The organism is Cupriavidus sp. 2KB_3 (assembly GCF_052115685.1).
Lineage (GTDB): Bacteria > Pseudomonadota > Gammaproteobacteria > Burkholderiales > Burkholderiaceae > Cupriavidus > Cupriavidus campinensis.
The window spans coordinates 11,924-35,414 of record NZ_JBFRHD010000020.1; the positions used below are offsets into that span (position 1 = coordinate 11,924).

The window sequence follows — 23,491 nt, forward strand, 5'->3', positions numbered from 1 at the left end:
CCATGACCAAGAAAATCACGACGATGCGCTACCTGGTTCCCCTGCTCCCGCTGGCGCTGGCCGCCTGCACGCTCGAACCCACCTACCAGCGGCCCGATTCGGCCGTGCCCCAGCAATGGCCGACCGGCGCCGCCTATCAAACCGGGGCCGCCGGTGCATCCGCCGGACAGGCCGCGCAAGCACCGCAGGCACAGGCGCCCGCCGCCAGCCTGGGCTGGGAGGATTTCTTCACCGATGCGCGCCTGCGCCGACTGATCGAACTCGCGCTGGCCAACAACCGCGACCTGCGCATTGCCACGCTGTCGATCGATCAGGCGCGCGCGCAGTACCGCATCCAGCGGGCGGCGCAGTTCCCGGCCATCAACGGTAGCGCCGGCTTTGCCAGTTCGCGCATCAGCGGCGACCTGCGCCCGCCCGGGCAAGACCCGGTCATCAATGCATGGGCGGCCGGCGTGGGCTTCAATACCTTCGAACTGGACCTGTTTGGCCGGGTGCGCAGCCTCAAGCACGAAGCGCTGGAACAGTACCTCGCCATCGAAGAGGTGCGTCGCAGCGCGCAAATCAGTCTTGTGGCCGAGGTCGCCAGCGCCTACCTGACGCTCCGGGCCGATCAGGAACTGCTGAAGATCTCGCAGGACACGCTCAAGGTGCAGGAAGACGCCGCGCAGATGATCGACCGCAGCAAGCGCGCCGGCGGCATGGCCCAGCTCGACATGCATCGCGCCCAGACCCAGCTGGAGACGGCGCGCGTGGGGGTGGAGCAATACACGCGCCAGGTGGCGCAGGACGAAAATGCGCTGGCGCTGCTGATCGGCGGGCCGCTGCCGACCGACCTGCCGGCGCCGCAGCCCTTCGAGAACAACGCTTTCGTGGCCGAATTGCCGGCCGGGCTGTCCTCCACCGTGCTCGAGCAGCGGCCGGACATCATGGCCGCCGAGCACCGGCTCAAGGCGGCCAACGCCAATATCGGCGCGGCCCGGGCGGCCTTTTTCCCGACCATCTCGCTCACTGCCAGCGTCGGCGCGGCCAGCAGCACGCTGGCGGGGCTGTTCTCGGGCGGCATGGCCTGGGTCTTCGCGCCGCAGATCACCCTGCCGATCTTCAACGCGGGCGCCAATCAGGCCCGGCTGACCGTCTCCGAGGTGCAGAAGGACATCAACGTGGCCGCCTACGAGAAGACCATCCAGGGCGCCTTCCGCGAGGTGGCCGACGGGCTGGCCGCGCGCGGCACCTACGACCGTCAGGCCGCTGCCCAGGAGGCACTGGCAAAGGAAATCACCGAGACGCGGCGCCTGTCGGAAATCCGCTTCAAGAACGGGGTGGATGACTACTTCGGGGTCTTCGACGCGCAGCGGCAGCTTTACAACGCCCAGCAGACGCTGGTGACGATCCGCCTCGCGCGGCTGACCAGCCGGGTGGGCCTGTACAAGGCGCTCGGCGGCGGGTGGACCCAGGCGACGGTGGCCCAGCCGGCCCAACCGGCCCAGCCCGCGCCCGGGGCGCCAGCCGCCCCCGCCGCCAAGACTGTCACGCCGGCGGTCACCCAGCCGGTTGCGCAGGCACGGTGAACTGAACCACGGCGCCCCGGGGCTGGTTCGGGCTCGCCCAGAGCCGGCCGCCGTGGGCCTCGATGATCGACCGGCAGATCGACAACCCCATGCCCAGGCCGGTGGCCTTGGTCGTGTAGAACGGCGCGAACACGCGGTCGGCGTCATGCGGCGCAAAGCCCGGCCCCGTGTCGGTCACCGTCACCAGCACGGTGCCAGCCTCGGCCTGCGCCGTGCGGATGTGCAACTGCCGGACGCCGTCGTCAATGCCCACCATGGCCTCCAGTGCGTTCATGATCAGGTTGAGCAGCACCTGCTGCAACTCCACGCGGTCGCCTTCGATGCCCGGCAAGCCGTCCGCAAGCGCCGCCTGCACGGTGGCACGGCCCTTGTCGGCTTCGCCGCGCGTCAGCGCGACCACCTCGCCGATCGCCTGATTGATGTCCACCCGCTCCTTGCGCGGCGGCGCCTTCTTGATCAGTTGGCGGATGCGCCCGAGCACGTCTCCCGCGCGGTTGGCGTCCTTGACGATACGGCTGAGCGCCAGACCCACCTCATCGAGATTGGGCGGCTGGGCGCCCAGCCAGCGTAGCGCCGCCTGGGCATTGGTCACCGTCGCGGCAATCGGCTGACTGACCTCGTGCGCGATTGAGGCCGCCAGCTGCCCCATGGTGGCCACGCGGTTGGCATGGGCCAGCTCGGCCTGGATTTCGCGGTATCGCTGCTCGCCCTGGTGGAGCCGCGCCTCCGCCTGCTTGCGCTCGGTCAGGTCGAGCACGAATGCCACGCCTTCCTTCCGGCCGGCTCCGAACGTGGCCAAGCCGACGATGACCGGCACGCGGCTGCCATCCTTCCTGACGTACGCCTTCTCGAACGGCTGGGCGTGCCCCGTCCGTTCGACCTCGGCCTGTGCGTGGTGGTTGATCTGGCGCAATTCCGGCGGCGTCAGATCGTCCCAGCCCACACGCCCCGAGACCAGTTCCTCCCGCTCATATCCCACCATGCACAGGAAGGCTTCATTGGCGTCCAGAATCGTTCCCTCACCCCGCCAGACCACGATCCCGATGATGTTGGCGTCCACGAGCCGCCCGATCTTCGCTTCCCGTTCCGCTACGTCGCGGTACAGCCGGGCGTTCTCCAGCGAGATTGCGGCCTGCGAGGCCAGCAGCTTCAACACCGCGATCCGGGCCGGGCTAAACACGCGGGCGGTCAGGTTGTTTTCGAGGTACAGCGCGCCGATGAGCTTGGTCTGGTTCGTCAGCGGCAGGCAGAGCACGGAGCGGGCGCGATGCCGGCGAATGTAGGGATCGGCGGAAAAGGACGGTTCGGCCACGGCGTCGTCGAGAAACACGTTCTCGCGTGTGCGCAGGGCGTGGTAGAGGACCGATTCCGGCAGCATGGCCGCGCTCACGGGCGCTGCACCCAGTTCAAGCAGGATCGCGTCGCTGCCGGTCGTGGCTTCCGCCGCGATCCGCAGGTCGCAGGCGTCCGACAGGATCAGCAGGCCGCGTTCCGCGCCGGCCTGTTCAATGGCCGTGCGCATGATCATCTCGATCAGGTTGTCCAGGACGATTTCGCCCGAGGCGGCCTGCGACACCTTGATCACGGTGGCGAGGTCGAGATGTTCGACCGGCGTGGTGATCGTGTTCGTCGCCCCGGGCGCGGCTTCCTCCGTCCGCAGGTGCGGATATTCAGCCTCCAGCTGCCGCACCTTCCCGGCCGAGCCCCAGCGCAGGTAGCCGTAGCGGGCGTCCCGCAAATAGACACGGGCGACCTTCTCCAGACCGCGCGCCGCGTAGAAGCGGGAAGCGAGCTCATTGGAAAGAGCCTCATTGTGCACATATCCGCTATCCTGCGCGAGCTGGATGGCGGCCTCGTAGCCCCGTTCGGCATCCACGATCCGGCCTTCGAGACGGGCCATCTCGGCGGCCACCAGCGCGGCTTGGCCGGCGAAGTTCTCCGGGCAGAGATCGGCCCAGATGCGGAGTTCGCGCTGCTGGGCAGCCAGGACGTCCAGATGTGGCTGCCGGTCATCCGGCGGCATGGCGGTGCACAGGCTGGCCCGGGCCAGCGCGCTGTAGAACACGTACTCGCCCTCCTCGATAAACCCGTGCGTGGCCGGCAGCAGCGATTGGGCCCGGGACGCGGCTTCCACGGCCCCGGCATGGTCGCCGGCCACATAGCGCGCCTGCAGCTTCCGGATCCAGTACCAGCAGGCGTTCAGGATGGAGCCCGTGGGCAGGCGGCCCTCGACCTCGGCTTCGCTGAATTGCGCGTCGTCCAGGCTGCCGAATACCGGCGTCAGGCCGCGCAGCATCCGGATCAGCGCAAGCTGGGTCTCCATGAAGTCGATGACGAGGCCGAAGCGCTTCATCCGCGCGTAGGCCAGGCCGCGTTCGGCTTCGCCCTGGGTATCTGCCAGCGGCGTGCCGATAAACAGCAGGTTGGCGGCGAGGCTGTTACACACGAAGGCGCCGAAGGGCACGTCGCCGGTCCGGTTCGCCGCATCGAAGGCGCGGCGCAACTGGTCGTTGGTGGTGCGCACAGGCTGCGCCCAGCGTCGGGCGAACAGCGCGTCGGACAGGTAGGTGCGGGCTTCGTAGTGATCGAGCCCGCGCCGCTCCGCAAGTTCGCAGCCGAGCTGCCCGAACTGGAAGCCGCGCGCGTAGTCGCCAAAGCGCCGCCCGATCACCCGGGGCACGTTGGTATAGGCCACGCACGAGGCATCGGCATTGCCGTGTTCGAGACTGAGGTTGGTCGCCTTGCAGATCGTCAGGGATGCGAGGTTGGCATCCGTATGCGACGCCGGCACGAAGAGCTTGATCAGGACCTCGACGGTTCCGATCGAAGCGGGATCTTCCATCGGCGGCAGGTCGATGAGGGTATCGATCGGCCGGCTGCCAAGCTGCGACCGGATACGCGCGTATTCGGCCTGCACCGCCGCCACGTCCGGGCGCGGGGACCAGTCGATCCCCACATGACGGAGGAAGGCGAGGCAAACGGCGACGGCGTTGTCGCGCTGGCCGAGCACCACGTAGATGTCCACCTGCCAGCAGGTGACCTCGGCGCGTTCGACGGTCGTCGTGGCGCGCGCGGACAGCGCCGCGAACCGCGCTTCGGCCACCGGTGCCTGCCCGGACAGGAACTCGCACTGGGCGCGGCCCGACTCCAGCCCGAATCGCACCGCATGCCGGCGGGTCCAGCCATCGTCGTTCAGCAGTTCCGCACCCGCCGCGAAATAGGTGAGCGCCGAGGCATAGGCGGTGGCTGCCTTGGCGCGCTCGCCGGCCAGCAGGTTGAATTCGGCCAGTTGGTCCCGTTCGTCCTGCTCGGTGATCAGCGCGGCGCCCCGGTTGAGCTGGCCTACGATCTCGAAGATCGCGCCTTCGCGCTGCGCCGGCCGCGTCTGGGCGGCAATCAATCGCCCCACCCGGAGGTGCGCCTCGGCGCGCGAGGCTTCGGGGATCATCGAATAGGCGGCTTCGTGGATGCGGTCGTGCACGAAGGCGTAGGCGCCCTCCTGCCGCTCGACCAGTTCCTGGCGAATCGCCTCCCAGAGAACCGCGTGGACCTGCCCTTCCGCCATGCCAAGGATGATCGAGAGCGTCGTGATCCCCGCGACGTTGCCGAGGCAGGCCAGTTGCTGCAATGCCTGCTGCGTCGCGTCGGGCAGGCGGGCCAGCTTGCCCACCATCAGCTCCACCACGTTGTCCGTGTAACCCCTGGCGTGGATGCGGTCGGCATCCCAGCGCCAATGCCGGGCGGCATGGTCGAAGGTCAGCAGGTTCCCATCGACCAGCCCGTGCAGGAACTGGATTACGAAGAACGGGTTGCCGACGGTCTTGTCCCAGGTCAACTGCGCCAGCGGCGCGATGCGCGCCGGCTCGGCATGCAGCGACTCCGCCACCAGTTGCTCGACATGGCCGCCGGTGAGCGGCGCCAGCCTGATTTCGTCGATCCTGACGCCCTTGCTGCGGATGGCCCGCAGCGTGCCCGTCAGCGGATGCGCGTCGTCCACCTCGTTGTCGCGGTAGGCGCCGATCAGCATCAGGTAGCGCAGGTCCGCGTGGCTCAGCAGGTCTTCCAGCAGGGCCAGCGTGGCGGCGTCGAGCCACTGGAGGTCATCGAGAAACAGCGCCAGCGGATGCTCGGCCCGGGCGAATGCGCCGATGAAGCGCCGGAAGACGTGCAGGAAGCGGTGCTGCGCCTGCTGGGGCTCCAGTTCCGCCACCGGCGGCGGCTCGCCGATGATCAGCTTCAGTTCCGGGATCAGGTCGGTCATGAGCCGCGCATTGGGCTCCAGCGCCTCCAGCAACGCGCCGCGCCAGCGTTCGAGTTCCGCATCGGGCTTGCCGAGCAGCGAGCGCGCCAGGCTCTGGAAGGCCTGTACCAGCGTGGCGTACGGGATGTCGCGCTTGTACTGGTCGAACTTGCCGGACGCGAACAGCCCGCGCGGCGGCACCAGCACCCGGTGCAGCTCGTTGACGACCGATGACTTGCCGATGCCGGAATAGCCGGAGACCAGCACCATCTCCGGCACGCCGCCGTCCACGATCCGGGCGAAGGCGTCGAGCATCGTGTCGACCTCCTGCTCCCGCCCGTACAGCTTCTCGGGAATCCGCAGCCGGTCACGCGTGCCGTGTTCGTCGAGCGGGAAGGTATCGATACTGCCCCGCCGCGTCCAGTCGGCCAGACAGCGCCGCAGGTCGTGCTCGACCCCGGCCGCGGTCTGGTACCGCTCCTCGGCCGTCTTGGCCAGCAGCTTCATGACGATGTCGCAGAGCGCGGTCGGCACGGTCTCCACCCGCACGCGCGGCGCCACCGGCAACCGGGCGATATGGCAGTGCACCCACTCCATGGCGTCGGCGGCCACGAACGGCAGCACGCCGGTCAGCATCTGGTACAGCGTGACGCCCAGGGCATAGAGGTCGCTGCGCGAGTCGATCGAGCGGTTCATCCGCCCGGTCTGCTCCGGCGCCATGTAGGCGAGCGTGCCGGCGATGGTCTCGGGCGGCTCCGGTGCCTGCCGCTCGCGCGGCAGCCGCGAGGCAAGGCCGAAGCCGGTGAGCCGCGCCTGGCCATCGGCGCAGTTCACCAGAATGTGGGTGGGCTTGAGATCCTTGTGGACCAGCCCGCGCTGGTGAAGCTTGCCCAGCGCCGATGCGATACCGATGGCGTGCCGCAGATAGGTCCCGGTCTCCATGGGCACGCCCAAATGCTGCGAAAGCGGCTCGCCGCCGGCGTCCTCCAGTATCAGCAGGCTCCGGCCCCCTTCGTGCACCAGTGCCAGCGGCCGCGCGGCCCAACTGCCGTCCAATTCATCCTTCAGGCCAAACTCGTGTGCGAGGCGATCCAGCGCGGCCGGGAGCGGGTGTTCGGCGGCGGGGCGTGCCAGCAGAACGGTCTGCCCGTTGCCGCTACCCGGATGCTGCCCCCTCTGGAAGACGCGCTCGCCATCGTCCCACAGCATCTGCACTCTGTTATCCATTGGCACCGGCACCCTGTCCCTATATCCATCTGCGCGAAAACGTCGCGACAGGATATACGAGGCCGCCGGGCGAAGTTACCACTTAGGCACGATGACATCGGGTCTTGCAGGCCGCTGTTGTCGGCTTAAACATCGGGTCGAGATAATCATAGTTATCAGGCCATGTAGATTTGTGATTCGGCCGTTTTTGCCGGGTGACCGAGGGAAAAGCCGAGGGGGCGGCTACACTGTGGCCGCTGCAATTCCCCTCGCTTACCCACCATGCGTTTTCCTTTCATCGCGCTGAACGTACTGATGGCCTGCCTCGCCATCCAGGCCAGCGCCCACGCCGCCGGCAATATCGAGGCCGGCCGCGCCGTGTTCGACCGCAAGTGCGCCTCCTGCCACAAAATTGGCCCGGCGGCGCGCGGCACCTTCGGCCCTCATCTCAACGCCATCGTCGGCCGGCAAGCCGGCGCGACGACCGACTACCGCTATTCCGAAGCCATGAAGCAGTCGAAGGTGGTCTGGACCCCCGAGACACTGCGCGCCTTTATCCACGCCCCGAACAAGGTGGTGCCCGGCAACAAGATGCGCTTCTGGGGCATCGGCGACGAAGCCGAAATCACCGACCTGCTGGCCTTCCTGCAAACGATGCGCTGACGGCCGTCTCCGCTAGAATCCGGCCAGCAACTCCCCACAGGTTTTCGATAGGCTTCCAGCGTGGCACTTGAGCAGGGCTTCATCCTGACCCGGCACTGGCGCGATACCCCCGCCGGTACCGAGGTCGATTTCTGGCTGGCCACGGACCACGGGCCGCGCCTGCTGCGCCTGCCGCCCCAGCCGTCGGTCGCCTTCCTGCCCGAAGCCCAGCGCGATCAGGCCGAGCCGCTGCTGCGCGGCGAGCGCGATGTGGAACTGCGCCCGCTCCAGTTGCAGGACTTCCACCGCCGGCCCGTGCTCGGGCTGTACTGCCAGCAGCACCGCCAGCTGATCCGGATCGACAAGGCGCTGCGGCAGGCTGGCGTGGATGTCTACGAGGCCGATATCCGCCCGCCCGAGCGCTACCTGATGGAGCGCTTCATCACCGCGCCGGTCTGGTTCGACGGCCAGCCGGACGCGCACGGGGACGCGCGTGTGGACGAGCACGGCGTGCTGCGCCACGCGCAGATGAAGCCGGCCACCGACTACCGTCCCACCCTGCGCCTGGTCTCGCTCGATATCGAGACCACCGCCCATGGCGAGTTGTATTCGATTGCGCTGGAAGGCTGCGGCCAGCGGCAGGTCTATATGCTCGGCCCGCCGCCGGCGGGCGATCCAACCCCGGTGGACTTCGCGCTCGAATACTGCGACACCCGCCCCGCCCTGCTGGAGAAGCTCAACCAGTGGCTGGCCGTGCACGACCCCGATGCCATCATCGGCTGGAACCTCGTCCAGTTCGACCTGCGCGTGCTGCAGGCCCACGCGGAGCAGTTCCAGGTGCCGCTGCGGCTGGGCCGGGGCGGCGCCGAGATGGAGTGGCGCGAGCACGCCAGGCAGCAGCACTATTTCGCGGCGGCGGCCGGGCGGCTGATCATCGATGGCATCGAGGCGCTGCGCGCCGCCACGTGGAGTTTCCCGTCATTCAGCCTGGAGTCGGTGGCGCAGACCCTGCTGGGCGAAGGCAAGGCGATCGACAACCCGTATGACCGCATGGACGCCATCGACCGCATGTTCGCCGAGGACAAGCCCGCGCTGGCGCGCTACAACCTGCGCGACTGCGAACTGGTCACGCGCATCTTCGCCGCCACCGAGCTGCTGACCTTCCTGCTGGAGCGCGCCACCGTCACCGGCCTGCCCACCGACCGCAGCGGCGGCTCGGTGGCCGCCTTCACGCATTTATATATGCCGCTGATGCACCGGCAGGGCTACGTGGCGCCGAATCTGGGCGAACTGGCGCCCGAGGCCAGCCCCGGCGGCTTCGTCATGGATTCCCGCCCCGGGCTGTACGAGTCGGTGCTGGTGCTGGACTACAAGAGCCTGTATCCGTCGATCATCCGCACGTTCCTGATCGATCCGATTGGTCTCGTGGAGGGGCTGGCCCATCCCGATGACGCCGATTCGGTGCCCGGCTTCCGGGGCGCGCGGTTCTCGCGCGGCAAGCACTGCCTGCCGGCGATCGTCGCGCGGATCTGGCAGGGCCGCGAGGCGGCCAAGCGCGAGCAGAACAAACCGCTCTCGCAGGCGCTGAAGATCATCATGAACGCGTTCTACGGCGTGCTGGGCTCCAGCGGCTGCCGCTTCTTCGACCCGCGTCTCGCTTCGTCGATCACCATGCGCGGCCACGAGATCATGCGGCAGACCCGGCTGCTGATCGAGGCCCGCGGCTATGACGTGATCTATGGCGACACCGATTCCACCTTCGTCTGGCTGCGCGGTGCCCATGCCGAGGACGACGCGGCACGCATCGGGCGTGAACTGGTGGCCTACGTCAACGACTGGTGGCGCGACCACCTGCGCCAGACCTTCGGCCTGGACAGCGCGCTGGAACTCCAGTTCGAGACCCACTTCCGGCGCTTCCTGATGCCGACCATCCGGGGCGCCGAACTCGGCAGCAAGAAGCGCTATGCCGGTCAGGTCATGCGTGCCGATGGCCGTGCCGAGATGGTGTTCAAGGGGCTGGAGACCGTGCGCACGGACTGGTCGCCGCTGGCGCAGCAGTTCCAGCAGACGCTCTACGCGATGATCTTCAACCGCGAGCCATACCGCGACTATGTGCGGGACATCGTGCGCCGCACGCTGGCCGGCGAACTGGACGCGCAACTGGTCTACCGCAAGCGCCTGCGCCGCCAGCTTGCCGACTATCAGCGCAACGTGCCGCCCCACGTGCGCGCCGCGCGGCTGGCCGATGCCTATAACGACAGTCAGGGCCGTCCGCGCCAGTACCAGAACGGCGGCTGGATCAGCTATGTGATGACGGTGGCCGGGCCGATGCCGATGGAGACGCTCGACCCGCGCCAGTCGCCGATCGATTATGACCACTACATCACAAAGCAGCTCCAGCCGATTGCCGACGCCATCCTGCCCTTCCTCGACGACGATTTCGACACACTGCTGACCGGGCAAATGGCGCTGTTTCCGGACTGAAATCCGCCCCCATCCCAAGAGCAGCGCGGGATTCCTGCTGCATCGCGGCAGAATCGAACCGCCCGAACCCATTACACTTGGCGCCTGTTCTGATATTGCGCCCCACTCCGTCCCCATGTCCGAGACCGTCGCCACCGCCACCACTGCCACCGCCGCCACCCCCGTTCGCTCCAAAGCCCTGCGCGCCGCCGCCAGCGTGCTGGTGCTCCGCGACGGCCCCGCGGGCATGGAAGTGCTGATGATGCGCCGCCCCCAGCGCGACGACGACCGCAGCGCGGGCGCCTTCGTCTTCCCCGGCGGCACGCTGGATGAGCAGGATGCAGCACTTCACCCGCTCTGCGATGGCCTCGACGATGCCGCTGCCAGCGCCCGGCTCAACGTCGACCGGAACGGGCTCGATTACTACCTCTGCGCCGCTCGCGAAGCGTTCGAGGAGGCCGGCCTGTTATTCGCCCGCGATGCCAATGGCCAGAATGTGGATCTCGATACACTCGACGCCGACACCTACGGCAGCCTGCGCGAGGCCGCCGGCTATGGCGGCGCGGGTATCGCCCAGGTTTGCGAACGGCTGGGTGTGCGCCTCGCCGTGGATTTGCTGGCCTATGGCAGCCACTGGCTGACGCCGCCGGGCCTGCCGAAGCGCTTCGACACGCGCTTCTTCTTCGCGCTGGCGCCGGCTGGGCAGACCGCGCGGCACGATGGCGTGGAGGCTGTGGAGCATCGCTGGATGAGGCCCGTCGATGCGCTCGACCCAGCCAACCAGATCTCGCTGGTCAACGTCACGCGCCGCATGCTCCAGTCGATTTCGCACTTCCAGACCGCGCAGGCGTGCTTCGACCATGCCCGGCAGCTGCGCAACATCGTGCAGATCATGCCGCGCCTGGCCACCGGTCCCAAGGGCGTACGGCCGGTGATGCCGGAGGAAGCGCCGTATGCCGAAATCGCCCGGATCGACCCCGATGGCGCCGGCCATGGCCGTTACGCGCTGGCGCCGGGCGCAGCGGTGAAGCTGTCCGAGCGCGTCTGGCGCGTCACGGCCGACAACGGCAACGTGATGACCGGCCCCGGCACCAATACCTACTTCGTGGGCGGCGGCGCGGACAATACCTGGGCCATGATCGATCCCGGCCCTGCCGACCCGGCTCATATCACCGCCGTGCTGGCTGCCGCGCCGGGTCCGGTGAAGTGGATTCTCGTCACGCATACCCACCTGGACCATTCCCCCGCCTCCGTGGCGGTGCGCGAGGCCACCGGCGCGCCGGTCTGGGGGCGCGTGACCGCCGTGCAGGACCGCCAGGACCAGACCTTCGCGCCGGACCGCATGCCCGAGCACGGCGAGCGGATCGTGCTCGGCCCGCACGCCACACTGCGGGTGGTGCACACGCCCGGGCATGCGTCGAACCATCTCTGCTACCTGCTTGAGGAGGAGAAGACGCTGTTCACGGGCGACCACGTCATGCAGGGCTCCAGCGTGGTCATCAATCCGCCCGATGGGGATATGCGCGCCTATCTGGCGTCCCTGCAGGCGCTGCTCGACGAAGACCTGGAGTGGATTGCGCCGGGCCATGGCTTCCTGATGCCGCGCCCCCGGGATGCCATCCGGCTGCTGATTCGCCATCGGCAGCAGCGTGAGGCCAAGGTGCTGAACGCGCTGCGCGCGCTGGCGCCGGCCGATATCGGCACGCTGCTTGCCAGCGTCTACGACGACGTGCCCGAGCGCATGCACCCGGTGGCGCAGCGCTCGCTGCTGGCCCACCTGCGCAAGCTTGAGGAAGACGGCGTGGCGCGCGAGACCGAGGCGGTCTGGCATCTGATTTCGGCATGAATTTCAATCTGTCCGATCTGCGCGCCTTCGTGGCGGTGGCTGAGCTGAGCAGCTTCCGCGCCGCGGCGACGGAACTGCATCTGTCCCAGCCCGCCTTGTCGCGCCGGATCGAGAAGCTGGAAGACGCGCTCGGCGTGCGGCTGTTCGACCGGACCACGCGCTCGGTGGAGATGACCGCCGTGGGCCGGGAGTTTTCGCGCAAGGCACGTGAGCTGCTGAACGGGCTGGAGGAGTCGCTGCTCGGCATCCGGGACGTGGCCACCCGCGTGACCGGCGAAGTGACGGTGGCGTGCGTGCCGTCGGCGGTGCGCTACTTCCTGCCGGCGGTGCTGCGCAAGTACCACGAGAGGTGGCCGCGCATCGTCGTGCGGCTGATCGACGAAGGCGCCAACGAGGTGCTGAACCTGATCGTCCGCAACGAGGCCGACTTCGGCCTGAACTACATCGGCACACAGGAGCCGGACGTCGAGTTCGAACCGGTGCTCAAGGAACCGTTCGTGGTGGCCTGCCCACCCGACCATCCGCTGGCGCGCAAGCGCAAGGTCACCTGGGCCGAGCTGGGCCAGTACGACTACATGACCGTGGGCAAGGCCAGCGGCAACCGCATGCTGCTGGACCTGGCGCTGACCGACGTGCCCGACCGCCCGCAGTGGTACTGCGAGGTGCGCCACGTCAGCACGCTGGTCAGCCTGGTGGAAGCCGGGCTCGGCGTGGCGGCGGTGCCCCGGCTGGCCATGCCGCCGGGCAAGCATCCCACGCTGACCAGCGTGCCGCTGGTGGAGCCCACCGTCTCGCGCACGGTGGGGTTGATCCGGCGGCGCGGCCGGTCTCTCTCGCCGGCGGCGCAGCAGTTGTACGACATGCTGCTGACCGCCAACGCCGAAATGCAGGGTGCCAAAGCGGTGTCTGGCCACTCAAAGCGCGTCAACCCCCGCGTCACCCCCCGTACCTGAAATATCTGGATACCTTGCCGCACTGGCAGCGCGGCGTACCGCTGCCTACATTGGATAACATCGCTATTCGTCCAAGGTGCTGCCATGCCCAGACAAATTGCCATCCTGCTGCTGACGCTGGCCGCCTCCGGCGCGGCCCATGCGGTGACCAAGTGCCAGAGCGGCAAGGAAACGCTCTATACGGCGGCATCGTGTCCGGCTGGCTACCGCGATGTCACGGCCGGCATGCGCGCCAACGTGACCACCATCACCAAGACCCCCAAGATCCGCCAGGACGAGCAGGCCTATCTGCAAAGCCGCGCCCAGATGGCGCAACAGATCCAGGCCTGGCAGGGCCGCGAGGACGACCTCGACCTGCGCGCGCAGAACGCCTTCTGGAACCAGTGCCGGGCACTCGAGTACCAGGCGCGGGCCGCCGAGCGCGCCATGCATACCACCGAGTACTGGAGCCGCGCGGACCGCTACCGCAGCGACGTGCACGCTTTGCGTTCGCAGCAATACGAGATGGGGTGCTACTTCTAGGGGGGAGTTGATGCGAGGCGGTCATGATCCATGGCCCCTCGTAGAACCTGCCGATATTAATTGGGCTTAGATCGGCATACAGAAAATTTCAGGCGAATCGGTGCCGGCGAAACGTTTTGTCTCACATACAATTCGTTCCCATCGGCCCGCCGGCGAAAGCTGGCAACGCGGTCGCAACCTACTCCTGTGATGCCATGCTGACTCTCACTGTGATCGTTGCGTATATGCTGGCCTGTATCGTCGCTCTGGCCTTTGGCGCCCGCTGGGTGCTCAAGAATGACCCGCTGCTCAAGCAGTCGGGCGCCGGCTCTCACGGCGACGATCATTCGACGCTGACGCGCTAACCCGCCAGGCGCGGATCGCCCCCGGCCACGCCAGCCACGCAATCCCCAGAAGCCCGGTTCACGAGACCGGGCTTTTGCTTTGGTGGGATTGTCGTGTATCAGGCTGCACACGCCCCAGGTCACCGTCAACCGTCGCGCCGCTGTCCTACAGCGCGACCCGCAACGCGCCGACACCCGCCCCGGCCCCGCAATGTCTATCGTTATGGCAGGCGTCCGCCTCGTGACGCCATGTCATTCATGTGTCTGCGAGCCACCCTGCCACCCATGTCGCGCGTACCGATCCAGCCTGCCATGCGGGCCACCCCGCCCGGCACCGTGCCCGGGCCTGATGTTGTGCCCGAGACCATGGCAGAGGTGGCTCCCGCGGTCACCCACGAGGAACCAGAGAACGCCACGCCGGCGGCCAGCCCCCGCACGACCCCCACGCTGTCCGTCTCGGTGCGGCGCGCCAGCACGGCGCTGGTCATCCTGGCGACGCTGGCGGCGCTCTACACCGTGCACCTCGCCCGCGACTTCATCGTGCCGGTGGTGGTGGCCATCGTCATCGCCTACCTGCTCGATCCCATGGTCGAGTGGCTCCAGCGCCAGCGCATACCGCGCGCCGTGGGCGCTACCGTGGTGCTGCTCGGCATGCTGGCCCTGCTGCTGTGCGGCGCCTACCTGCTCCAGGGGCAGATCGAATCGATCGTCGACCGGCTGCCCGCCATTGCCAGCAAGCTCTCCCGCTCACTGGGCGAACTGGTGAGCGGCGACGACTCCATGCTGCAAAAGATCCGCCGCGCCGCCACGGTACTGGTCGGTACCGGCCAGCCGCCGCCCGCCAAGGGCGCGCCGATCGTCGTGGAGCGTTCCGCCGACGCGCTCAACAACGCCATCTGGGTAGGCTCGATGGGCGTCTTCGCGATGCTGGCGCAGGCCGTGGTCGTGCTGTTCCTGACCTGGTTCCTGCTGCTGGGCGGCGACATGTTCAAGCGCAAGTTCATCAAGATGGCCGGTACCACCATCAGCCAGAAGAAGATCAGCGTGCACATGCTCGACGAGATCAACCGGGCGATCCAGCGCTACATGCTGATGCTGGTCATCACCAACGCCGCGCTTGGGCTTTGTACGTACATCCTGCTCAGGTATCTGTCGATCGACAATGCCGGCGCCTGGGCGCTGGCCGCCGCCGCGCTGCACCTGGTGCCGTACTTTGGCGCGGTGCTGATTTCGCTGTGCCTGGGCGTGGCCGGGTTCATGCAGTTCGGCACGCTGTCCGTGGCGGCAGCGGCGGCTGGCGGGTCACTGCTGATCGCCACGCTGATCGGCTCGGGCATGACCACCTGGATGACCGGCCGCATGGCGCGCATGAACGCTGTGGCTGTCTTCGTCTCGCTACTGCTGTTCACGTGGCTCTGGGGCACCTGGGGGATGCTGCTGGCAATTCCGCTGGCCGTCATCGCCAAGGTCGTGGCCGACCACGTCGAAGGGCTCGAGGTGGTAGCCGAGTTCCTCGGCGAATAGCCCCTCCCCGCCTCGCCCTTCTCCCTCCTATTTCGACACGCGGAACTTGATGCGACGCAGAATGACCGCGCCGCATGGATCACGTATAACCGGATGCTGCGCCGCGATGTGGCGGCGGCGCTTCAACCGGCAACATCTTTCGCAAGGGAGGTATCAGGCATGCGTTGGCAGCAACGTCCGCAGGGCTCCAACTGGGGCGATTTCGGTCCTGACGATCAACTGGGGCGCGTCAACCTGATCGGCCCCGAGCAGGTGGTCAAGGGGGCGCGCGAGATCCAGGCGGGGCGCAGCTTCTGCCTCTCGCTGCCGCTGGACTACCCCGGCGGCAACAAGCTCAATCCGCGCCGCCATCCGCCCGAGCTGCGCCCCACCTTCCGCGATGACTCCCCGTACATGAACTTCCCGCTGGCCAAGCTGAACCCGGCCGCGACCGATGTCATCAGCGACGACCAGGTGCTGCTCTGCCTCCAGTACTCCACCCAGTGGGACTCCCTGGCCCACGTGGGCGCGCTGTTCGATGCGGATGGCGACGGCAAGCCCGAGCGCGTCTACTACAACGGCTATCGCGCCAACGCGGACATCGTCGGCCCGGTCGACTACGCCGATGACGACCAGTTCGCCGCCCACGATTGCAGCCACGGCCATGCCCACAGCCACGCCGATGCGCTCGGCATCGAGAGCTTCGCCGTCAAGGGCATGCAGGGCCGGGGCGTGCTGGTGGATCTGGCCGATGTGTTCGGCATGGACTTCCGCAACGTCGGCTATGACGACCTGATGCACGCCATGGATACCCATCGCGTGGAAGTGGAGCCGGGCGACATGCTCCTGCTGCGCACCGGCTTTGCCGAAGTCGTGCTGTCGATGCAGCGCGAGCCCGACGAAGCGGTGCTCCACCACAGCTGCGCCGCCCTGAACGGCCGCGACACCCGCCTGCTGAACTGGATCACCGATTCCGGCATCGCGGCGCTGATCGCCGACAACTACGCCGTGGAGCGCTACCCGGCCCTGCCGCCGCCCGACGAAGAGAAAACGCATCCGCTGCTGCCGCTGCATCACCATTGCCTGTTCAAGCTGGGGCTGCCGCTTGGTGAACTCTGGTACCTCAAGGACCTGGCGGACTGGCTGCGCGCGCACCGCCGCTCGCGCTTCATGCTCACGGCGCCGCCGCTGCGGCTGCCGGGCGCGGTGGGCTCGCCGGTGACGCCGGTGGCCACGGTCTGAGCCGCGGTCTGACTTTAAGTCGTAGAAAAACTAGATAACAACACTGGAGGAGACAACCATGAAGACTTCCGCAACATGGCGGCGGACTGCCGCTGCGCTGCTGGCGCTGGCCGGTGCTGGCGGCGTGGCCGGCATCGCCTCGGCCCAGCCCAAGGCAGGGATTTCCGATGACGTGGTCAAGATCGGCCTGTTGCTCGACATGAGCGGCCTCTACGCCGATGTGACCGGGCGCGGCAGCGCCACGGCGGCACAGATGGCCATCGACGACTTCGGCGGCAAGGTGCTCGGCAAGAAGATCGAGCTGGTGGTGGTGGATCACCAGAACAAGGCCGACATCGCCGCCAACAAGGCGCGCGAATGGTTCGACACGGACAAGGTCGATGCCATCCTGGATGTGGCGGCTTCGGCACCTGCGCTGGCCGTACTGGACGTGGCGAAGCAGAAGAACAAGATCGTGGTGTTCTCCGGCCCCGGCAGCGAGCGCATCACCAATGACCTGTGCACGCCAGTCTCGGTCCACTACGCCTACGACACCTACGCGCTGGCCAACACCACGGCAAAGGCAATGGTCCAGCGCGGCGGCAAGACATGGTTCTTCCTGACCGCCGACTACGCCTTCGGCCACACGCTCCAGCAGTCGGCCACCACGGTGGTCACCGAGGCCGGCGGGCAGGTGCTCGGCGCCGCGCGCCATCCGCTCAGCACCAGCGACTTCGCCTCCTACCTGCTCCAGGCGCAGGCGAGCAAGGCGCAGGTGGTGGGCCTGGCCAACGCGGGCGGCGATACCGTCAACGCCATCAAGGCCGCCTCCGAGTTCGGCCTGACGCGCGACGGCAAGCAGCGCATGGCCGGGCTGTTGCTCTATATCAACGACATCCACGCGCTCGGCCTCAAGACCGCGCAGGGGCTGGTGCTGACCGAGGCGTTCTACTGGGACATGAACGACGCCACGCGCGCGTGGTCGCGCAAGTACTTCGACAAGGTCAAGAAGATGCCGAACATGAGCCAGGCGGGCGTCTACTCGTCCGTCACGCACTACCTGAAGGCCGTGCAGGCGGCTGGCACCGACGAGACCGCGCCGACCATGGAGAAGATGAAGGCGATGCCGATCAACGACTTCTTCGCCAAGAACGGCCGCATCCGCGCCGATGGGCGCATGGTGCACGATATGTATTTGTTCGAGGTCAAGACGCCGGCCGAGTCCAAGTATCCCTGGGACTACTACAAGGTGCTGGCCACGGTGCCGGGCGACCAGGCGTTCATCCCGCCGTCGAAGTCGCAGTGTCCGCTGCTGAAGGGCAGCCGCTGACGGAGCGCTAAGGGGCGCTGACGGAGCGCTGAGGGGCGCTGAGGAGCCCCTGACGCCCCAATTGTTCAAATCCCGGGACAGTCTGTCAGCGCAGACGCGCTTCTCCCGTTCCTGATCCCTCGTTACATTGCAGTCGCCGCCAGCACGCCCGAGCCCTGAATGGGGCGCGCGGGCGGCGACTCATAACAAGGATCACGAACTCATGAAGACCCGTCTCGCCTGCCTGGCCGCCATGGCCGTCCTCCCTGCCCTGCCCGCCGCTGCCCATGCCCAGGGCAGCATCACGCTCTACGGCGTCGTCGACGCCGGCGTGGAATTCCTGACCCATGTGCCCAACGCGGCCACCGGCGGCAGCAACAACGTCGTGCGGATGTCCGCCGGCAACCTGTCCACCTCGCGCTGGGGCCTGCGCGGCGCCGAAGACCTCGGTGGCGGCCTGAAGGCCGTCTTCACGCTGGAAAACGGCTTCGACCTCGACACCGGCAGCGCCAACCAGGGGGGCCGCATGTTCGGCCGCCAGGCGTTCGTCGGCCTGCAGAACCAGTACGGCACGCTGTCTCTGGGCCGCCATCAGACCGTGCTGTATGACTTCTCGCTGGCCTATGACCCGATGGCCATCGCCACGCGCTACTCGGTGCTGATGCACGACAAGTGGATGTCCGGCCGCGCCGACAACTCGGTGAAGTTCACCGGCCAGACCGGCGCGCTGTACTACGGCCTGTTCTACAGCACCGGCTACGACAGCAGCGCCGGCGGCGAGGTGCCGGGCGACTACAAGGCAGGCCGGAACTTCAGCGCCAGCGTGGGCTACACGGCTGGCCCGCTGTCCGCCCGCGTGGTGTACGACGAAGTGCGCGGCAGCACCGTCGCCACGGACGACAACCGCGAGCGCCGCGCCACCCTCGGCGCCAGCTACGACTTCGGCCGGGCCCGCGCCTTTGCCGGCTATCGCTGGTACTACGGCGACTTCGCCAGCAGCTCGCTGCGCACCAACCTGTACTGGATCGGCGCGAACTACCAGGTCACCCCGGCCATCATGCTGACCGGCGCGGCCTACTACACCGACGTGCGCAACAGCGGCGGCGACCCGTACAGCTTCGTGTTGTCCGGCACGTACGCGTTCTCCAAGCGCACCGACGTGTACACCATCGTGGCTTACGCCCAGAACCGGGACGGCTCTGCCATGGGCCTGTCCGGCTTCGGCCCGTCGCTGAACCGCAGCGCCAGCACCCTGACGGCCACGACCGAACAGGTGGGCGCCGGCCAGAACCAGTTCGGTGCCATCGTCGGCATCCGCCACCGCTTCTGATCGCGGCCCCACACTGAAATCCACTTGACGGAGACTTTCCCTTCGTCTTTGGGCCCGCCTTGGCGGGCTCTTTTTTTTGTGCCTGCCGTTATTCAGTATGCCCAGTTGGCCGGTATATATCGGAAGGCATTGCCATCGACCGCGACGCGGCCGAGTGAGGGGAACGATAAGTGGCTGGCCAAGAACAACTCGCCGGTCGCCGCAGCCTCTCGCAAGAGGCGAACCCGGACGCGAGCTGCCTCCTCGGGTTCGTGATCGAAGGCGTTTTGCCATTCGGGGCATTCGACACCGACCGGGACCACCGCGTCACCCGCGAACGTCAGCCGTTCCCCCCCGGAGGCCACGCGAACCACACTGTGCCCGGGGGTGTGGCCACCGGTGAGCGTGACGACAACCCCGGGCGCCACCTGGCACTCCTTGTCGAACGGCCGCAACTCGCTCTTGTACGCGTCCAGGAAGTTCCGGGCGCTGGTCCGGATAATGTCCTGAATGCCGTTGAAGGTGTTGTGGGAGAAATCGGGCGACTCAAAGAATTCGACATCCGTGTGCGACACGTGCACCCGCAGGTCCGGACGCATCTGACTCCTCAGCCGCTCGTCGAGCAGCCCGCCAATATGGTCCATGTGAATGTGAGTCGCGATGACATCGGTCACGGTCCCGGGATCGATGCCGGCGCCCTTCAATCGTAGGGCCAGGCGTCCGGTGCGCGTGGATTCCGGCATCTCCGACCCCATCCCGGCGTCGATGAGGATCGTCCGGCCGCCGCTACGGACGACCACGACGTTCAGCCCCCAATCGATCACGTCCGGTAGGAATCTGCCGCGCAGCGCGGCATCCCGGACGGCCGAATCAACGTTGGTGCCCAGGACGTTGGCGGGTACGGGTATCGCCCCATCGCTAATGACCATTACCTCGATATCGCCGATACGCGTCGCGTAGCGCGACGGCACCAAGTCGTGATCAGGGTAAAGGGATCCGTGGCATAAGCACATGTCTGACTCCTGCTTCTGACAACTTTTCATTGCCGGCGAACTTCGCGTTGCAGGATTTTTTTCGCCGGGCCGGTGGTACCTCGTGAGAAGTAGCGTACGCGGCCGGGCGATCGCTCGGTAGACATGCGGCTGGACACACTTTGGTGCGCGGCGGGAAACAAACGACGCCTCTTTTACGCGTCCCCGCCAAAATGCTCGGCAATGCGCGCCAGCTTGTCCGGGTTGCGCTGCACGTGGATGCGGGCGATGCGGTCGCCTTCCACCACAAAGGTCTGCGCGGACTCCAGTGCGCCGTCGAAGTAGCGCAGCAGCGCCCACTCGCCGTTGAGCAGCACCCGTTGCACCCGAAGCCCCTCGCCGGGGTATTTGAGGCGCGTGGCGTAGAACAGTTGGGCGATGCGGCGTGCGCCTTCGAGCGGCTTGGGGAAGGTCTGGACCTTGCCGCCACCGTCGCCAGCCAGCGTGGCGTCATCGGCCAGCAGCGCCTGGATGCCGGCGAAGTCGCCGCCCTGCATCGCGTGGGCGAAAGCCTGGACCATGTGCCGATGGGTGTCCGGAGACACCGTGAAGCGCGGCCGGTCGTCGCGTAGCTGGGTCTTGGCGCGGCTCACCAACTGGCGACAGGTGGCCTCGCTCTTGCCGATCACGCGGGCCACCTCGTCGTAGTCATTGTCGAAGACCTCGCGCAACAGGAAGGCGGCGCGGGCCTCGGGCGTCAGGCGCTCCAGCAACAGTAGGAAGGCGACGGAGATGTCGTCGGCACGCTCCTTGATGACCTCGGGGGTGTCCGGGCTGTCCGTGATCAGCGGCTCGGGCAGCCAGATCCCGCTGTAGTGCTCGCGCTGGATCTTGGCCGCACGCAGGCGGTCGATGGCAATGCGGGTGGTGACCGAAACCAGCCAGGCCTCGGCGTTGTCGATGTCCGTCTGGTCAGCCGTGTGCCAGCGCAGCCAGGCGTCCTGTACGACGTCCTCGGCTTCGGCGACGGCGCCCAGCATCCGGTAGGCAATCCCGTGCAGGCGCGGGCGCAGCTTGTGGAAGGTGGCGGTGGTGTCGTCCATGATTCGATGCAAAAAGGCGGCTTGCAGACCGCAATGGTGGGCATGCGAACCGGGCCAGCGCAAGCACTTTCAAGGCTTTTCCGACGCACACCTTGAAAATTCCGATTCACTGTATATATTTACAGTAACTGTATGAATGAACAGTATATCGGAGTGCGGAATGGAACACCTGATCCACCTGATCCGTGTGCAGAACGAATATGACCGCCAGGTGCTGGTCTGGCTGCGGGGGCGCATTGGCGATGCGGCCTTGCTGTCGGCCGCGCGGCGGGCCACTGTCGACGACAAAAAACCTTATCTTTCAACGATTTGCCGTTTGATCGGGATTCGCGCGCCGTCGCGCCGGGCGCTGGCCGACGAGGCCCGCAAGACCCATCGCGCGGTAGGCGAGCGGTATCTGGAGCAGATCCGCGAAATCCTCGCCCGCCCGGCGTCCGGCCATGAAAAAGCCGGGCGCGAGGCCCGGCCACAAGCTGCGCTGTTCTAGGTAGTCCAGGCAGCGTCTGATCCCGGCTCAGGCCGGCAGTTCGGTCACGCGCATCGCCGGCGTGATCTGCAGCGGGTCGGTCATCAGCTCCAGCACGGCCGGCTGGCCGGCGTTGCGGGCGCGCTCGAAGGCCGCCGCAAAGTCCTCCGTCTTCTCCACCCGCTCCGCCCATGCACCGCAGGCGCGCGCCATCGCCACGAAATCCGGGTTGGCGATGGTCGTGCCGCTCTGGCGGCCCGGGTAGCGCTTCTCCTGATGCATGCGGATGGTGCCGTACATGCGGTTGTTCACCAGGATCACGATCAGGTTGGCGCCATGCGCGGCGGCCGTGGCGATCTCCTGCGGGTACATCAGGAAGCAGCCGTCGCCGGCCAGGCAGACCACGGTTTTCTCGGGGGCGCGCAGCTTCGCGGCAATCGCGGCCGGCAGGCCGTAGCCCATCGCGCCGCAGGTGGGCGCCAGTTCCGTGCGCGGACGCTTGTAGGCATAGAAGCGGTGCAGCCAGACCGTGTAGTTGCCGGCGCCGTTGCTGAGGATGGCGTCCTCGGGCAGCACGGCGTTCAGGTGCGACATCGCCGCGGCCATATCCACGCCCGTCAGTTCCGCATGCGGCTTGGGCGGCGTGACGAAGGCCTCGTGCTCGGCCCGGGCGCCGCTGGTCCAAACCTTCCATCCGATAGAAGCCGGCGCAGGCAGCGAGGCCAGCATGGCCGCCGCCGGCACCACACCTGCATGGATCGGCAGCGCCGACTGGTAGACGCGGCCCAGTTCGCCGCTATCGGCATGGATATGCACCAGCTTCTGCTTCGGGCGCGGAACTTCCAGCAGCGTGTAGCCATCGGTGGCGATGTCGCCCAGCCGGGTGCCGACCGCCACGATCAGGTCGGCCGTGCGCACCCGCTCGGCCAGCTTGGGGCTCACGCCCAGGCTCAGATGGCCGATGTAGTGCGGGTCGCGGTTATCGATCACGTCCTGCCGGCGGAAGGCGCAGGCCACGGGCAGGTTCCATGCCTTGACGAAGGCGGCGAAGTCACGCACTGCCGCGTCGGTCCAGCCGGCGCCGCCGGCGATCACCAGCGGCTGGCGGGCCTCGGCCAGCGCGTCGGCCAGCGCCCGGGCATCCTCGGCGCGCGGGGCGGCCGCCACGGTGCGGTACGGCGCGGCGTCCGCGCAGTCCACCAGATCATCGAGCACGTCTTCGGGCAGCGCCAGCACCACCGGGCCGGGCCGGCCCGACGTGGCCACCTGGAAGGCACGCGCCACCATCTCGGGAATCCGCGCCGGATCGTCGATCTCGGCCGCCCACTTGGCCATCGTGCCGAACACCGCCGCGTAATCCACCTCCTGGAATGCCTCCCGGCCCTTGTGGGCACGGGCGATCTGCCCCACGAACAGGATCATCGGCGTGGAGTCCTGCTGGGCGATATGCACGCCGATGCTGGCGTGCGTGGCGCCCGGCCCCCGGGTGACGAAGCAGATGCCGGGGCGGCCAGTCAGCTTGCCGTCGGCCTCGGCCATGTTGGCGGCGGCGCCTTCGTGCTTGGTGACCACGAGGTCGATGGCAGGCTGGTCGTGCAAGGCGTCCAGCACGTCCAGGAAGCTCTCGCCGGGCACGCAGAAGATGCGCTCCGTGCCATGCAGGCGTAGTTGGTCCACGAGGACACGGCCGCCGGTGCGGGCCTGGGAGGATGGGGTTTGAGCGGTCATGACGAAGAGTATGGACAGGATCGGAGGCGGCGCCAAGGCGGAGCGAAGCAAGGCGCCAGACAAGGGAGCAGGCGGCGATGACAGGCATTTTTCCGTTTGACGGGCGCCGCCGGGGGGT

16 protein-coding genes are annotated in these 23,491 nt (G+C 67.5%); 12 read left to right on the forward strand and 4 right to left on the reverse strand.

Annotated elements, in window-relative coordinates:
* Positions 1-2 precede the first annotated feature (2 nt).
* On the forward strand, positions 3-1,568 hold the full coding sequence (locus AB4120_RS20640; protein WP_441642773.1) for an efflux transporter outer membrane subunit: 1,566 nt from the start codon (positions 3-5) through the stop codon (positions 1,566-1,568).
* Here the strand turns inward: AB4120_RS20640 and AB4120_RS20645 are convergent.
* Complete coding sequence (locus AB4120_RS20645) at positions 1,540-7,035, reverse strand: trifunctional serine/threonine-protein kinase/ATP-binding protein/sensor histidine kinase (protein ID WP_441642774.1); 5,496 nt, start codon at positions 7,033-7,035, stop codon at positions 1,540-1,542. The two genes, AB4120_RS20640 and AB4120_RS20645, sit on opposite strands and share 29 nt — an antisense overlap.
* A 261-nt stretch (positions 7,036-7,296) precedes the next feature.
* Here AB4120_RS20645 and AB4120_RS20650 point away from each other — a divergent pair, with 261 nt between their 5' ends.
* From AB4120_RS20650 to AB4120_RS20695, 10 genes are all read left to right on the forward strand, one after another.
* Entirely contained in the window at positions 7,297-7,677 is a 381-nt protein-coding gene (locus tag AB4120_RS20650) for a c-type cytochrome (RefSeq protein ID WP_441642775.1), read from the forward strand.
* Between the two features lie 60 nt (positions 7,678-7,737).
* Positions 7,738-10,140, forward strand: a complete 2,403-nt coding sequence (locus AB4120_RS20655) for a DNA polymerase II (protein WP_149135936.1) — start codon at positions 7,738-7,740, stop codon at positions 10,138-10,140.
* A gap of 115 nt (positions 10,141-10,255) precedes the next feature.
* Positions 10,256-11,965 (forward strand): MBL fold metallo-hydrolase, encoded by a 1,710-nt coding sequence (locus AB4120_RS20660; RefSeq protein WP_149135935.1) that lies wholly within the window; start codon positions 10,256-10,258, stop codon positions 11,963-11,965.
* A complete protein-coding gene (locus AB4120_RS20665) occupies positions 11,962-12,918 on the forward strand; it encodes a LysR family transcriptional regulator (protein ID WP_144195217.1) in 957 nt (318 codons plus the stop codon). The genes AB4120_RS20660 and AB4120_RS20665 overlap by 4 nt, the downstream gene beginning before the upstream one ends.
* An 84-nt stretch (positions 12,919-13,002) precedes the next feature.
* Positions 13,003-13,440 carry a hypothetical protein gene (locus AB4120_RS20670; protein WP_149135934.1) on the forward strand — a complete coding sequence of 146 codons (438 nt, stop codon included), beginning with the start codon at positions 13,003-13,005 and terminating at the stop codon, positions 13,438-13,440.
* Positions 13,441-13,634: 194 nt separating this feature from the next.
* A complete protein-coding gene (locus tag AB4120_RS20675) occupies positions 13,635-13,784 on the forward strand; it encodes a hypothetical protein (RefSeq protein ID WP_186296728.1) in 150 nt (49 codons plus the stop codon).
* 264 nt (positions 13,785-14,048) lie between these two features.
* Entirely contained in the window at positions 14,049-15,287 is a 1,239-nt protein-coding gene (locus AB4120_RS20680) for an AI-2E family transporter (protein WP_441642776.1), read from the forward strand.
* Positions 15,288-15,446: 159 nt separating this feature from the next.
* Complete coding sequence (locus AB4120_RS20685) at positions 15,447-16,508, forward strand: cyclase family protein (protein WP_441642777.1); 1,062 nt, start codon at positions 15,447-15,449, stop codon at positions 16,506-16,508.
* A 58-nt stretch (positions 16,509-16,566) separates the two neighbouring features.
* The gene (locus AB4120_RS20690; protein ID WP_149135932.1) at positions 16,567-17,817 is read left to right on the forward strand and encodes an ABC transporter substrate-binding protein; all 1,251 of its coding nucleotides are present in this window, start codon (positions 16,567-16,569) and stop codon (positions 17,815-17,817) included.
* 202 nt (positions 17,818-18,019) lie between these two features.
* On the forward strand, positions 18,020-19,126 hold the full coding sequence (locus AB4120_RS20695; RefSeq protein WP_441642778.1) for a porin: 1,107 nt from the start codon (positions 18,020-18,022) through the stop codon (positions 19,124-19,126).
* A 92-nt stretch (positions 19,127-19,218) separates the two neighbouring features.
* Here the strand turns inward: AB4120_RS20695 and AB4120_RS20700 are convergent, their stop codons facing one another.
* Together AB4120_RS20700 and AB4120_RS20705 are read right to left on the reverse strand one after the other, a co-directional pair.
* On the reverse strand, positions 19,219-20,076 hold the full coding sequence (locus AB4120_RS20700) for an MBL fold metallo-hydrolase (RefSeq protein ID WP_441642810.1): 858 nt from the start codon (positions 20,074-20,076) through the stop codon (positions 19,219-19,221).
* A 215-nt stretch (positions 20,077-20,291) separates the two neighbouring features.
* Complete coding sequence (locus AB4120_RS20705; RefSeq protein WP_149135930.1) at positions 20,292-21,179, reverse strand: RNA polymerase sigma-70 factor; 888 nt, start codon at positions 21,177-21,179, stop codon at positions 20,292-20,294.
* A 160-nt stretch (positions 21,180-21,339) separates the two neighbouring features.
* On the opposite strand from AB4120_RS20705, the gene AB4120_RS20710 reads away from it, so the two are divergent.
* Positions 21,340-21,666: a hypothetical protein gene (locus AB4120_RS20710; protein ID WP_392388490.1), complete on the forward strand. Its 327-nt coding sequence runs from the start codon at positions 21,340-21,342 to the stop codon at positions 21,664-21,666.
* A 27-nt stretch (positions 21,667-21,693) separates the two neighbouring features.
* Here the strand turns inward: AB4120_RS20710 and AB4120_RS20715 are convergent, their stop codons facing one another.
* Complete coding sequence (locus AB4120_RS20715; protein ID WP_441642779.1) at positions 21,694-23,373, reverse strand: thiamine pyrophosphate-binding protein; 1,680 nt, start codon at positions 23,371-23,373, stop codon at positions 21,694-21,696.
* Between the last annotated feature and the right edge of the window lie 118 nt (positions 23,374-23,491).